Annotated in this window: 14 protein-coding genes; 5 read left to right on the top strand and 9 right to left on the bottom strand. The window is 66.1% G+C overall.

Features of this window, described 5'->3' with window-relative positions; genetic code table 11:
• Positions 1-2 precede the first annotated feature (2 nt).
• The 6 genes from AE618_RS18890 to aspS form a co-directional block, all read right to left on the bottom strand.
• The gene (locus AE618_RS18890) at positions 3-887 is read right to left on the bottom strand and encodes a glycosyltransferase family 2 protein (RefSeq protein WP_054210632.1); all 885 of its coding nucleotides are present in this window, start codon (positions 885-887) and stop codon (positions 3-5) included.
• 43 nt (positions 888-930) lie between these two features.
• Positions 931-1203, bottom strand: a complete 273-nt coding sequence (locus tag AE618_RS18895; RefSeq protein ID WP_156330360.1) for a hypothetical protein — start codon at positions 1201-1203, stop codon at positions 931-933.
• Between the two features lie 45 nt (positions 1204-1248).
• The gene (locus AE618_RS18900) at positions 1249-1590 is read right to left on the bottom strand and encodes a hypothetical protein (RefSeq protein WP_054210634.1); all 342 of its coding nucleotides are present in this window, start codon (positions 1588-1590) and stop codon (positions 1249-1251) included.
• 75 nt (positions 1591-1665) lie between these two features.
• Entirely contained in the window at positions 1666-2523 is an 858-nt protein-coding gene (locus tag AE618_RS27480; protein ID WP_082365396.1) for a Fic family protein, read from the bottom strand.
• A 1-nt stretch (position 2524) separates the two neighbouring features.
• Positions 2525-2725: a hypothetical protein gene (locus AE618_RS27485; RefSeq protein ID WP_082365397.1), complete on the bottom strand. Its 201-nt coding sequence runs from the start codon at positions 2723-2725 to the stop codon at positions 2525-2527.
• A gap of 74 nt (positions 2726-2799) precedes the next feature.
• Positions 2800-4566, bottom strand: a complete 1767-nt coding sequence (gene aspS / locus AE618_RS18905) for an aspartate--tRNA ligase (protein WP_054210692.1) — start codon at positions 4564-4566, stop codon at positions 2800-2802.
• 155 nt (positions 4567-4721) lie between these two features.
• Between aspS and rnd the strand changes: the two genes are divergently transcribed.
• Entirely contained in the window at positions 4722-5861 is a 1140-nt protein-coding gene (gene rnd / locus AE618_RS18910) for a ribonuclease D (RefSeq protein WP_054210635.1), read from the top strand.
• Between the two features lie 26 nt (positions 5862-5887).
• Here rnd and AE618_RS18915 read toward each other — a convergent pair whose 3' ends face one another.
• Together AE618_RS18915 and AE618_RS18920 are read right to left on the bottom strand one after the other, a co-directional pair.
• Positions 5888-7003 (bottom strand): CaiB/BaiF CoA transferase family protein, encoded by a 1116-nt coding sequence (locus AE618_RS18915; RefSeq protein ID WP_054210636.1) that lies wholly within the window; start codon positions 7001-7003, stop codon positions 5888-5890.
• 34 nt (positions 7004-7037) lie between these two features.
• Complete coding sequence (locus AE618_RS18920) at positions 7038-8009, bottom strand: AEC family transporter (protein WP_054210637.1); 972 nt, start codon at positions 8007-8009, stop codon at positions 7038-7040.
• Positions 8010-8280: 271 nt separating this feature from the next.
• On the opposite strand from AE618_RS18920, the gene AE618_RS18925 reads away from it, so the two are divergent.
• Both AE618_RS18925 and hspQ read left to right on the top strand, forming a co-directional pair.
• A complete protein-coding gene (locus AE618_RS18925) occupies positions 8281-9330 on the top strand; it encodes an HpcH/HpaI aldolase/citrate lyase family protein (protein ID WP_054210638.1) in 1050 nt (349 codons plus the stop codon).
• Positions 9331-9450: 120 nt separating this feature from the next.
• On the top strand, positions 9451-9780 hold the full coding sequence (gene hspQ, locus AE618_RS18930) for a heat shock protein HspQ (protein ID WP_054210639.1): 330 nt from the start codon (positions 9451-9453) through the stop codon (positions 9778-9780).
• A 97-nt stretch (positions 9781-9877) separates the two neighbouring features.
• Here hspQ and AE618_RS18935 read toward each other — a convergent pair whose 3' ends face one another.
• Positions 9878-10654, bottom strand: a complete 777-nt coding sequence (locus tag AE618_RS18935; protein ID WP_156330361.1) for an invasion associated locus B family protein — start codon at positions 10652-10654, stop codon at positions 9878-9880.
• Between the two features lie 301 nt (positions 10655-10955).
• Here AE618_RS18935 and AE618_RS18940 point away from each other — a divergent pair, with 301 nt between their 5' ends.
• Both AE618_RS18940 and AE618_RS18945 read left to right on the top strand, forming a co-directional pair.
• The gene (locus tag AE618_RS18940; protein ID WP_248310943.1) at positions 10956-12764 is read left to right on the top strand and encodes an extracellular solute-binding protein; all 1809 of its coding nucleotides are present in this window, start codon (positions 10956-10958) and stop codon (positions 12762-12764) included.
• Between the two features lie 12 nt (positions 12765-12776).
• A complete protein-coding gene (locus tag AE618_RS18945; protein WP_197280829.1) occupies positions 12777-13793 on the top strand; it encodes an AMP-binding protein in 1017 nt (338 codons plus the stop codon).
• The last annotated feature ends 27 nt before the right edge of the window (positions 13794-13820 follow it).

The following is a 13820-nucleotide window of genomic DNA, read 5'->3' on the forward strand; positions in this document are numbered from 1 at the left end:
CCTCACGGAAACGGCTCCAGGCCTTCGCGGCCGAGCGCCGTATGCCCGCGACGCCAGGACAGCGCACCGGCCGCCGAGCCGGCATGCGCAAACATCTTCTCGCGCTTGAGCAACAGGCCGTAACCGGCTGCCTTGGCGAGGTTCTCGATGATCTTTACGAAGGCCGGCCGTGGCAGGCCATATTTGCCGGCGACATAGCCTTCCGACCAGGCCAGGTGCCAGCGCGCCTTGAAGCGACGCCCGGGTGCCGGCGCCGTCGAGCGGCCGCGGCCATGGCGGGCTTCCGCCTCATCGACATGGACGAGGGCGTGGCCGGCATCGTGCATGCGCCGGCACAGATCGTCATCCTCGTAGAACAGGAAGATCGCCGGATCGAAGCCGCCGAGCGACGCGAACAGCTCGCGCCGGACCAGCAGGCAGGCGCCCGACAGGAACGGCAGGCAGGCATCTCCCTCGGGGATCGGCATCGCCCCGGCGCGGTTGAGATGAGCAGGCGAGAGCAGCGAGCGCGGCTGCAGGAAGACGCGGCCCGAGGACTCGACGATGCGCGGCGCCAGCATGCCCGCATCGGGATAGTGCCCGGCCGCGGCCAGCAGCGCGGCGACGGCGCCCGGCCTGATCTCGACATCCGGGTTGACGATCAGGACGAAAGGCGTGGTGGCGGCTGCGACGCCCTGGTTGTTGGCGCGGCCATAGCCCTCGTTGCGCGCATTCACGATGACCCTGGCGCCGTGCGCCCGGGCGACCTCGCCGCTGCCGTCGCCGCTGGCGTTGTCGACGACGATGGCGGGCACGCCCTCGGCCGTCAGCGCCGACAGACAGGCCGGCAGGACCTCGGCACTGTCATAGGCGACGACGATGGCGGTGACGGAGCTTTCGGCGGACATCGGCGCGTTGTGGCCGCGATGATGCTCCCGAGGCAAGCGAAATTTAGCGCCGGCCCAATGCCGTGACATCCCGCTGGATGCTGGCGCGCTCATAGGCGTCGCAGGAGCGCGGCGCCTTGTAGGATTTCACGGCGAAGGCCGCGTTGGCCGCTATGAAGCGCTGGCGCTCCTCGCGCGGGAGCCTGGCCAGCACCCGCCCGCGATCGACCCTGACCCCGCAATCATAGGCGCGCGAGACCTGGGCTGCGGCAAATTCGGGCGTGCCCGGCGCGGGGCCGGCCGTTGTGCAGGCGGCGAGGCCAAGCAGGATAGGCAAGGGAAGGCAGCGTCGCAGGGCGGGCATGGATGGCGGCCGCGCCAATCAGAAAGCGCTGAAATCGCCAGCGCGGACCTGCGTCATCTTCTCCCTGACGGCGGCGCGCTCCTCAGGCGGGCAGGCCTGCGGACGAATGCCCTGATTGATCGTCTCGGCCTCGGAGACCGTGACATAGGTCGAGCGAGCACTGGCAAGTTGCTCGGGCGTCGCGCCACGCGCCTTTTCCGACGCGATGAAGCGCTCCAGCGTGCTCGCGCGCGGAGCCCCCGCCCGGCAGGCGACCGAGCGCGAGACGAGGCTGGCGAGTTCCGAGGCGCGCGACGCGCTGGGATTGGTCGGGCCGGAGACGCAAGCCGCCAGCGAGAGGGCTAAAACAACTCCCCCCACACGACTCGTTACGTCAACGAGATATCTATTTCTCGATTGCGCTCTAAAGAATTTAAATAATATTGTAATCATAATCTACGTTATTTTTCCTAATGCAAAAGATATAAGAGCAGTAACAATTGCAAAAACTCTGGCTGATAACACGGGGTTTCGCTCTATGAAGTTCTTATCACCGTCTCCAGATGAAGGCAGATTCAAAGTTAATATTATTTTATCGACCCTAGGGATATCGCCGACCAATAGTTCGCCTCTTATAACAGGAGCTGACGATACTGAACGGCCAGTTTGTTCCGCCTTCTGCAACAGAGCGTCCTCAATCTGAGCACGCAACGCAGACTCGATCAACGTCTCCACTGCAGATACGTCGATACGCCCAATCTTGAAAGCCAAATCGGCGTGTTCTAGTGCCTGATAATACGGCTTTTTATCAGCTGCGATCTGCTCAGGTATCGTGTTCGTGCCTGGAAGGCGATATCCATATTTTGCGCAAAGTATAATATACGAAAGTATCCTTGCCGTCCGTCCATTTCCGTCAGCGAAAGGATGAACCCAGTTTATACGCCACAGAGCGTATGCACTCAGATGAATTGCGCTCTTAGTGGTCCAATTTGCATTGATATAATCACATAAATCTTCGCTCAATTTTGGGACAAGACCAGCCTCCGGAGGCTCGTGAAGGCTCCCGTCAATTACAACGGGCTGAGTTCTGAATGTCCCAGCAAATCGATTAATATCTTCAAGTGCAAACCTGTTCAGCGTCAACAGATCCGAAAGTCGTAATTTTGGCGACTTCTTGGCGTTATCTAGCCAGTGATCCAGAAGTACCATACCAATGTCAAACTGGCGGAGAGCGTTCCTTGCCTCCGCCAGCGCCTTTTCTTCGGGATCGACGATTAGTTCCGGTTCGTCGATTCGGCTGTGACGATCAGCCATATCAACCGCGCAATTGCTTCGCGACGGCTGTGACCAATCCTTCCCTTAGCTCCCCCTCCGCCCGGCTTACCGTATCGCGTGTAATGCGGTCATTCTCAATGTTCGACGAGCCAAATGCAAAATTCCGACGCTGCTGAGCACGCTGTTCAGCACTCATGGCGACCACCTTCGCCTTGGCTATTAACTCGTTGATATTGCTCATATCGCTCAGCCTCCGACTCGGTGATTAGGGCACCATAAATCTTAACATTTAGTAAGTAAACTAGGATAATATACCTAGTCTTTGTTGATGCGCAGATGCGCCTCGCGGAGCTGCTTCGGCGAGGCTTCGGCCGGTGCGCCCATCAGGAGGTCGACCGCCTGCTGGTTCATCGGGAACAGGGCGACCTCGCGCAGGTTGGTCGCGCCGGCCAGCAGCATGATGATGCGGTCGACGCCGGCCGCCATGCCGCCATGGGGCGGCGCGCCATACTGGAAGGCGCGGTACATCCCGCCGAAGCGCTCGATCACCGTCTCCTCGCCATAGCCCGCGATCTCGAAGGCCTTCACCATCGCCTCGGGCTTGTGGTTGCGGATGCCGCCGGAGGCCAGCTCGAAGCCGTTGCAGGCGATGTCGTACTGGAACGCCTTGAGCGAGAGCGGGTCTTCCTCGGTCAGCGCCTTCAACCCGCCCTGCGGCATCGAGAAGGGGTTGTGCGAGAAATCGACCTTCTTCTCGTCCTCGTTGTATTCGAACATCGGAAAGTCGACGATCCAGGCGAAGGCGAACGCGTTCTCGTCGATCAGTCCGAGCTCCTGGCCGACCTTGTTGCGGGCGGCGCCGGCGAATTTGTAGAACTTGTCGGGATTGCCTGCCGCGAAGAAGCAGGCGTCGCCCGGCTTCAAGCCCATCTGCGCGATGATCGCGGCGACGCGCTCGGGGCCGATGTTGTTGGCGATCGGCCCCTGCCCTTCGCCGTCGTCCTTGATCATCAGGTAGCCGAGCCCCGGCTGGCCCTCCCCTTGAGCCCAGGAGTTCATCCGGTCGCAGAAGGCTCTGCTGCCGCCCTTGGGACCGGGAATCGCCCAGACGCGGTTCTTCTGGTCCTCGAGAATGCGCGAAAACACCTTGAAGCCCGAGCCGCGGAAATGCTCGGAAACGTCCTGCATCACCAGCGGGTTGCGGAGATCGGGCTTGTCGGAGCCGTATTTCGCGATCGCCTCGGCATAGGGGATGCGCGGCCAGTTTTTCGTCACCGACTTGCCGTTGCCGAACTCCTCGAAGACGCCGGCGATGACCGGCTCCATCGTGGCGAAAACGTCCTCCTGCTCGACGAAGCTCATCTCGACATCGAGCTGGTAGAATTCGCCCGGCAGCCGGTCGGCGCGCGGGTCCTCGTCGCGGAAGCAGGGCGCGATCTGGAAATAGCGGTCGAAGCCCGCCATCATCAGGAGCTGCTTGTACTGCTGCGGCGCCTGCGGCAGCGCGTAGAACTTGCCGGGATGCAGGCGGCTCGGCACCAGGAAGTCGCGCGCGCCTTCAGGCGAGGACGCGGTCAGGATCGGGGTCTGGAACTCGTTGAAGCCGGAGTTCTTCATGCGGGTGCGCAAGGAGTCGATGACCTTCGCCCGCAGCATGATGTTGTTGTGCAGCTTCTCGCGGCGCAGATCGAGGAAGCGGTATTTCAGCCGGGTGTCCTCGGGATATTCGAGGTCGCCGAACACCGGCATCGGCAGCTCGGCAGAGGCGCCAAGCACCTCGATCCCGGTCGCGAAGACCTCGACGGCGCCGGTCGGCAGGTTTGCGTTCTCGGTGCCCGCGAGGCGCGCCTTGACCTTGCCGTCGATCCGCACGACCCATTCCGAGCGCAGTGTCTCGGCCTCGGCGAAGGCCGGCGAATCCGGATCGATCACGACCTGGGTCATGCCGTAATGGTCGCGCAGGTCGATGAACAGCACGCCGCCATGGTCGCGGATGCGGTGGCACCAGCCGGAGAGACGGACCTGCGCGCCGATGTCGCTCTCGCGCAGGGCGCCGCAGGTGTGGGAACGGTAACGATGCAGGGTCACGGGACGGCTCTCTTCGGAGTTCGTGTAGCCGCGCTGGCACGCAAACGGATCAGGCTCGCGCGGGCGGTTTCGCGGGTAAGCACACGCGGGGGAGCAGATTGTCAAGAACGCCCGCGACATGGCGCCATTTCGTCTGCTATGAGCCGGCCATGAACCTGATCGCCACCACAGCCGACCTCGCCGACGCCTGCGCGCGGCTGGCCCAGCACCCCTTCGTCACGGTCGACACCGAGTTCCTGCGGGAAACGACCTATTATCCCAAGCTCTGCCTGATCCAGCTCGCCTCGCCCGACGAGGCCGTGCTGGTGGACCCGCTGTCCGCGGATCTCGACCTCGCGCCGTTCTTTGCGCTGATGACCGACGAGGCGGTGGTCAAGGTCTTCCATGCAGCGCGCCAGGATCTCGAGATCGTCTGGATGCTCGGCCGGGTGCTGCCGACGCCGCTGTTCGACACGCAGGTCGCCGCCATGGTCTGCGGCTATGGCGACTCGGTCGGTTACGAGCAACTCGCCAACGACCTCGCCAAGGCCCGCATCGACAAGTCCTCGCGCTTTACCGACTGGTCGCGCCGCCCGCTCAACGAGGCGCAGCTGGTCTATGCCGAGGCCGACGTCACCCATCTCCGCGACATCTACCTCGCGCTGAAGGCCGATCTCGAATCGACCGGCCGCGAGGGGTGGGTCGCCGAGGAGATGGCGGTTCTGAACTCGCCCGGCACCTATGAGGTCAAGCCGGAGAACGCCTGGCAGCGGCTCAAGGGCCGCATCCGCAAGCCCAAGGAGCTGGCGGTCCTGATCGAACTCGCCGCCTGGCGCGAGCGCGAAGCGCAGCACCGCGACGTGCCGCGCCAGCGCGTGCTCAAGGACGACGCGCTGATGGACATCGTCGCGCGCGCGCCGCGTTCGGTCGAGGCGCTGGCAGAGCTGCGCTCCGTGCCCAACGGCTTCGAGCGCTCACGCTCCGGGGCCGAGGTGCTGAGCGCCATCGAGCGCGGATTGGCGCTCGATCCCAAGACACTGCCCCGGCTGGAGCGCGAGCGCGGTCGCGGCGGCAACGGCGCCGTGCTCGACCTGCTCAAGGTCTTGCTCAAGGCGGTGGCCGAGGCCGAGCGCGTCGCGCCCAAGATCATCGCCTCCTCCGACGATCTCGAAGCCATCGCCTCGGACAGCGAGGCCGATGTGCCAGCGCTGCAGGGCTGGCGGCGGGAGGTCTTCGGGGACAAGGCGCTGGCGCTGAAGAGCGGCGCGCTCGGCCTGCGCATCGAGCGCGGCCGCGTCGTCGTCGGCTGAGACCTGGTACCACGCGGAAGGTCCCCCTACCTCAGCAACTCCTCCGTATCCTCGCCGCTGGCGGCGACGCGTCGCAGGCCGGGCAGCTTGTCGCGGAACACTGGAGCCAGCGGCAGCGGCGTCGAGACCAGGCGGCGGCCGCCCGGCTCCTCGGCCTGGGCGTCGAACAGGCCGCGCGCGGTCAGATGCGGATCGCCCAGCGCCTCTTCGAGGGTCCGCACCACGGTGCAGCAGCAATCGCGCGGTTCGAGCTGCTCGCGCCAATGCGCGGCCGGCTGGCCTGCGATGATCGCGGCGATGGCGGTGCGCGTGGCTTCCGGGTCGTTGCGATCGTCGCGCAAAGCGGGCTCGAGGCCGATCGTCTCGCAGAAGGTCTCCCAGAACTTTGCCTCGAGCGCGCCGACGGCGAGAAACCAGCCATCGGCCGTGGCGTAGAAGCCATAGCGGGGGCTCGCACCCGTCAGCAGCCCCTCGCCGCCTTGCGGATAGCGGCCGGACGCCTGGCCCTGCGCCAGCCCGTACCAGGCGAAGGTCGGCATCGCATCGACCATGGCGATGTCGAGATGGCAGCCTTGGCCGCTGCGCTCGCGCTGGCGCAGCGCCAGCAGGATGTTGAGCAGGGCCGGCATCGTCCCGCCTGCGATATCGGCGGCAAGCGGCGGTGGCAGCGGCGCCGGATCGCCTGGTTTCAGTGACTGGCCGAGCAGACCGCCCATGGCCTGGTAGTTGATGTCGTGCCCGGCCTCATGGGCGCGCGGGCCGGACTGGCCGTAGCCGCTGATCGAGCAGTAGATCAGGCGCGGATTGATGAGGCTCAGCGCCTCATGGCCGAAGCCGAGCCGCTCCATCACGCCCGGCCGGAACTGCTCGATCAGGATGTCGGCGCCTTCGATCAGCGGGGTCAGGCGCGCCAGCGCGTCCCCTGCCTTCAGGTCGATCTCGACGCTGGCCTTGCCGCGGTTGAGCACGGCATAGGGCGCCGAGGTCTCGCCGAAGCGCGGCGGGAAGCGGCGCATCTCCTCGCCGCCCGGCCGTTCGATCCGGATCACGCGGGCCCCGGCCTCGGCCAGGAACAGGCTGGCGAGCGGCCCCGGCAGCAGGGTGGAGAAGTCGAGGACCGTGAGGTCGTCCAGCGGCAGCATCGGCGCCCCAATTCGGTGCCGGTCGGGCCGGCGGTCAGGGAAACAGGTCGGCCGCCATCCTGCCCGTCTTCACCAGCCACAGGAAGCCCGTCAGTGTCACCATCGAGACGATGGTGCCCACCAGGATGCAGGCCGAGGCCCGCTCGATGCCGACCTTGTACTGGGTCGAGATCACGAAGATGTTCAACGCCGGCGGCAACGCCGCCATGATCACGCCTGTGAAGATCCAGATATCGGGAAAATTCCCGATCGCCGAGAGCAGCAACCAGACCAACAGCGGATGCAACACGAGCTTGATGGCTACGAGGACGGGCACCTCGACGGGAAGTCGCTTCATCGGCCGCAGCGCGACGGTGACGCCGAGCAGGAACAACGCGCAGGGGGCAGCCGCCTGCGACAGCCACAGCGTCATCTTGTCGAGTGCGGTGGGCAGCTCGAAATGGGTCGCCGCAGCGAGTACGCCGAGCAGCGTCGCGATGTTGAACGGATGCGTCGCGACCTGCCAGGCGACGCGCCGCGCCGTGTCGAGCGGGCTTTTCTTCTCGACGCCAGCCAGCGCCATCAGGAACGGGATCAGCGAGAACAGCAAAAGGCTGTCGAAGACGAAGATCAGCACCAGCGGCGCGCTTGCCGCCGGGCCGAGCGCCGCCAGCAGCAGCGGCGGGCCCATATAGCCGATATTCGAATAGGAGCCGGCGACGCCCTGCATCACCGCCTGGGGCAGATCACCGCGCGTCGCCTTCAGGCCCACCGCCAGCGACAACGCGAAGGCCAGGAAGGTCGAGAGCGTGGTCGCCAGGATGAAGCGGCCATTGGCGAGTTCGGTCACCGGCTTGTCGGCGATCAGGCGGTAGAACAGCGGCGGCAGCGCGACATAGATCAGGAAAAACTGCAGCCAGATCAGCCCGGATTCGGGCAGCTTACTGCGCCGCCCGATGACGAAGCCGAGCAGGATCAGCCCAAAGAAGGGCGCGACGAGATTGGCAATGTTCGCAAGGTCGGCCATGCGGGCGAAAGTCCCAGCGGTGCGCCGGCCCTTGAGCCGGATCGTGAGGCGAGATCGCCGCTGTTTAGCCGGTCAGGACCACCGCGCAAGCCGCAATGGCGCCGTGGCCGCAGACGGAGAGCGAGGGGCGAGACAAAATGCCTAGGAATTTATGGACGGAATCTTGTCCTAGGCTTCGATCCTCATCTTCCGCTCGCCTGCCGCCGAATGGACGATGGACGCCGCACGCCTGCTCCGTCACATTCGCCGCACTGCAGCATGGAGCGCCCCCATGACGACCAAGACGCCGCGCCAGTTCTTCCGCCCGCTCGCGATCGGCGCGCCGGAGCCCTATCGGGAGCTGCCGCTCAAGCTCGAACGCATGATCCATTTCGTGCCGCCCCATCTCGAGAAGGTGAGGGCCAAGGTCGGCGAGCTCGCAGGCTCGGTCGACATCGTACTGGGGAATCTCGAGGATGCGATCCCCGTCGAGGCCAAGCAGGCGGCGCGCGACGGCTTCATCGCCATGGGCAAGGCCGTCGATTTCGGGCAGACCGGGCTGTGGACGCGGGTGAATGCGCTGAACTCGCCCTGGTTCCTCGACGACATCACCGCGATCATGGGCGAGATCGGCGGCAAGCTCGACGTCGTGATGGTGCCCAAGGTCGAGGGCCCCTGGGACATCCACTATGTCGACCAGCTGCTGGCGCAGTTCGAGGCGCGCCACATGCTGCCCAAGCCGATCATGATCCACGCGATCCTGGAGACGGCCGAGGGCGTGAAGAATGTCGAGACCATCGCCACCGCCTCGCCGCGCATGCATGGCATGAGCCTGGGGCCGGCCGACCTCGCCGCCTCGCGCGCCATGAAGACGACGCGGGTTGGGGGCGGGCATCCCGACTACAAGGTGATTGCCGACCCCTCGCCCGATGGCGCGGCGCGCGCCGTCGCCCAGCAGGATCTCTGGCACTACACGCTGGCGAAGATGGTCGATGCCTGCGCTGCGGCCGGCATCAAGCCGTTCTACGGGCCGTTCGGGGATTTCTCGGATGTGGAGGCCTGCGAGTCGCAGTTCCGCAACGCCTTCCTGCTCGGCTGCGCCGGAGCCTGGACGCTGCACCCCTCGCAGATCGCCATCGCCAAGCGCGTCTTCAGCCCCGACCCCGCCGAGGTCGCCTTCGCCAGGCGCATCATCGAGGCGATGCCGGACGGGTCGGGCGCGGTGATGATCGACGGCAAGATGCAGGACGACGCCACCTGGAAGCAGGCCAAGGTCATCGTCGATCTGGCGCGGCAGGTCGCCGGACGCGATCCGGAGCTGGCCGCGCATTACGGGATGTGATCGCGCCGCGCGCCTAAATGGTTGATTTTGACGCATTTGCGACGCAATTCTCACGCAAGCGCGGGGCTGCACCCTCGCTTGCCATTGATCGCCCATCTGTACAGTACGGACCCACCTCCCATGGAAGCACGCTCCGCCAAGTTCAGGATCGGACAGGTCGTCAAGCATCGCGTCTACCCGTTCCGGGGCGTGATCTTCGATGTCGACCCGGTGTTTTCCAACACGGATGAGTGGTGGCTCGCGATCCCCGAGCATCTGCGCCCGTCGAAGGACCAGCCTTTCTACCACCTCTTCGCCGAGAACGAAGAGACGGAATACGTCGCCTATGTCTCGGAGCAGAACCTGGTGATCGACGAGACCGGCCGACCAGTGCGTCATCCGCAGGCCAAGGAATTCTTCCGGCGCGACCGCAAGGGGCGCTACCAGATCGATCGCGCCGGCCTGAACTGAGCGGGCGGCAGCAGCCGTCTGTCCGCCGCCTCTGACCAACCAACAAAAAGGCCGCCCTTTCGGGCGGCCTGATTTTTTTGCAGCCGAGGCCCCGGGATCAGGGCTTCGGCGGGACGGCCGGGGCCGCACCGGGAGCGGGCGCCGCGCCAGGAACGCCAGGCCCGCCGGGAGCCGCCGCACCGCCTGCGCCGAGCCGCTGGCGCAGTTCTTCCTGGCGCTTGGCGAGCTCGTCCTGCAGCTGCTTCTGCTGCTCCTCGAGCACCTTGGGGTCGATCGCGGCGCCGTCGAAGCCCTTGGCGAAATCGGTCAGCGGAATGGCGAAGGAGACCTCGCGGGCGCCCTGATTCTGGACGCTGACGCTGAGCGTGCTGCCCTTCTTCATCGCGTTGATGAAGTCATCCTTGACCTGCGCTTCGGCGAAGCAGCCATTCGGGAAGCAGATCGCGTAGCGGCCGGGCGTCGGCTGGGCGGTATCGACGCCGAAGCGGATGCCGGGCTGCAGCAGGAGCCCGAGCGGCATCAGGAAGCGCACGATCTTGTTGGGATCGCCCTTCACGTCATAGATCGCGACCGCCAGCACCGGCTGGCCCTGGTCCGAGACGAAATCGCGCGTCGTGTAGCAGATTTCCTTGTTGGCGGCCTGGTCCTTGCCGCAGACCTTGGTCCACGCTGTCTGCGACGGCTCGGGCTTGACCTGAACGACCGTCGGGCCGGTGCCGGCCTGCCCGGCGGGAGGCTGGGCGGGCTGCGCAGGCTGAGCCGCGCGCGGCGTCGCCGGGCGCTGCTGCGCCGAGGCCGCCAACGGAGCAAGGCCGATCGCCGTGCTGAGGGCGAGGCTCAGGGCGCGCGTGGACAGGCGAAACGAAGCGGACATCATGTCTTTCCTTATCAGGCGAATTCGGGATCACGACTTCGCAAGCCGCGCTGCGTCACCACCGACAGCCCCATCGCATATCCGAGCCGGCCATCGCAAGCCGTGCACATCAGGGGCGATTGAGGCGTTTGAATGACACCTTGGCTCGGCTTTAGCGAGTTCCGTTACGGGATTCCAGCCCGAATAGCTGCGTGACAGCGGCACCGGCGTGTTATTCTCGCGCCGGGAATCAGGTTGAACGATGGATGTGCTGCAAGGTGCCGGGGCTGTTTCACGCAGCCCGGCTGGACGGATCTCCGCCGTGCTGGCGCTCCTCCTCGGGATGGGCGTGCTTTCGCATGCGCAATCGCCGCAGCCGATTCCGCCTGTCGTCGATCATGCGATCGCAATGCATGGCGAGCCGGCACTGCCGCGCGGCTTCACGCATCTGCCCTATGCCGACCCGCAGGCGCCCAAGGGCGGCCGCATCGTCTTCGGACAGCAGGGCACCTTCGACAGCCTGAATCCGCTGGTCGTGCTCGGCGTCGCGCCAGACGCCGTGCCGCGCTACGTCCAGCAGAGCCTGCTGCTGCGCTCAGCCGACGAGCCCTTCACGGCCTATGGGCTCCTGGCCTCGCGCGTCGAACTCAACGAGGCACGCACGAAACTCGCCTTCGAGATCGACGAACGCGCCACCTTCTCCGATGGCACGCCGGTCACGGCCGATGATGTCCTTTTCACCTTCGAGATGCTGAAGACCAAGGGCAAGCCGTTCCACCGCTCCAGCCTGGCGCGGGTGACGAAGGCGCAGGTACCCTCCCCGCGCCGGGTCGAATTCGAGCTCGGCGACGGCTCGAACCGCGAATTGCCGCTGGTGATCGGAGCGATGCCGATCTTTGCCAGGCATGCAACCAATGCCGAGACCTTTGGCGAGACCAGCTTCAAGCCGGCGCTGGGATCGGGGCCCTATATCGTCAGCGATGTCGTACCCGGAGCCACCCTCACCCTCAAGCGACGCAAGAATTTCTGGGCCGAGGACCACCCGCTGACGCGCGGGCTCTTCAATGCCGACGAGATCCGTTACGATTTCTACCGCGACGCCAACGCGCTGTTCGAGGCCTTCAAGGCCGGGCTGTACGATGTCCGCATCGAGCCGGATCCGACGCGCTGGATGACCGGCTATGACGTGCCGGCCGTGCGCGACGGGCGCATCCTGCGCGAGACGCTGCATTTCGATGCGCCCAAGGGCATGACCGGCCTCGTCTTCAACACGCGCCGGCCGTTCTTCGCCGATGTGCGGGTGCGCGAGGCGCTCGGCATCCTGTTCGATTTCGAATGGGTCAACCGTAACCTCTTTCACGGCGTCTATCGCCGCGCCGGCAGCTTCTTCTCCGATTCGGAGCTGTCGGCGCTGGGGGTCGCCGCCGATGCGCGCGAGAAGGCGCTGCTCGCGGCCTTTCCCGGCGCGGTGCGCGACGACATCCTGGCCGGCACCTGGTCGCCCTCGGCGACAGACGGGTCTGGGCGCGACCGCGAGCAGGCGCGCCGGGCGCTCGACCTGCTCAACAAGGCGGGCTTCGGCATGGTCGACGGCGTGCTGCGCAGCATGAAGGGCGGTGATCCGCTGGCCTTCGAGATCACCGTCACCAACCGGCCGCAGGAGCGGCTGGCGCTGAACTATGCCCAGTCGCTGGGCCGCCTCGGCATCACCGTCACGGTCAGGCTGATCGACGACGTGCAGTACTGGCGCCGGCTCTCGGCTTTCGATTTCGACATGATCCAGTGGACCTGGCCGGCCTCCGCCTCGCCCGGTAACGAGCAGATCGGGCGCTGGGGCTCGGCGAACGCCAGGCGCCAGGGCGCGCTGAATTATGCAGGCGTGGCCTCTCCCGCCGTCGATGCGACGCTGGCAGCCTTGCTGGGCGCGCGCGAACGCGAGGATTTCGTGGCGGCGGCGCGCACGCTCGACCGACTTTTGCTGTCGGGGTTCTATGTCGTGCCGCTCTACTACCTGCCCGACACCTGGCTGGCGCATGGCCGCGACATCGTCCTGCCGGCGCGCAAGCCCGCCTATTTCCTCTCCACCGAAGCTCTGGCGCGCCGTCCGGCCGCGTCGGCGCCCGCGAACTGAAAGACGATGTCGATGCGGGCCGAACAGGACGAAGCCGCCGCCCTGCTCGATGGCCTGAACTTCGATACGCTGCTGAAGGCGCTGACGGTCGGCCGCGGCTATGAGGCGGCGCTGCGCGACCCGCCGGGACGTCAGGGCTGGAGCGATGCGGTGCCGAGCTCGCTGAGCTTCGGCCAGCTCGAGATCAAGGTCGACCAGCTTGCCCGGCTGCTCGCGATCAACCGGGCGCAGCCTGGCGCGCGTGTCGCGATCCTCGCGCCGATGGGGCCGGAGGCGATCGTGTCCGTGCTGGCCTGCCTGCGCGTGGGTCTCTCGCCGCTTCTGCTGCCGCTGCATGGCAACGAACTCGACTTGCTGCGGCTGATCGAAGCCTCCGACGCGGTGATGGCGATCGGAGTCAGCCGCGTCGGCACGATGCGGCCGCTGCTGATGCTGCGCGAGCTGGCGGTCAGGGCCTTCGGGACGCGCTTCGTCGGCGGCTTCGGCGCGCAGGTTCCCGACGGCATCGCGCCGCTCGACACGCTGATGGCGAGCGCGACGCTGCACCCGCTGCCGGAGGTGACCCAGCGCACCACGCTTCAACTCGTCGACGCCGTGACGCTGGCCGGGCCGATGGCGGTTTCGGAGCGCGACGTGCTCGGCAAGGCGCTGGAGATCTCGCGGCTGCTGAAGCCGATGGCCTCCTCGCGGATCGTCACCACGCTCGTCGGCGGCGATCTCGCGGCGCTGGCGAGCGGACCCGCCATGGCGATGCTGACCGGCGTCGAACTTCTGCCGCTCGGACTGTTCAGCCTGGGCGACCTGCAGGCCTGCATCGAGGGGGGGCGCAACGTCCACCTCATCCTGCCCGGCGCGATGGAGCCGGCCCTGGCGCATTCGCGGCTGGCGAGCCACCCGGCGCTGGCGAGCCTCGTCCTGGTCCACCGTCCGGCCGCAAGCCGCGCCTTGCCGGCACTGGGTCGACCCGACATCGCGATCGTCGACGTCGATGTGACGAGCGCTGCCGAGATATCGGTCAGCCGCCGGTGATCCCCTCAGCCCTCATCCTCAGGGCTG

The organism is Allobosea vaviloviae (genome assembly GCF_001298265.1).
Taxonomy (GTDB): domain Bacteria; phylum Pseudomonadota; class Alphaproteobacteria; order Rhizobiales; family Beijerinckiaceae; genus Allobosea; species Allobosea vaviloviae_B.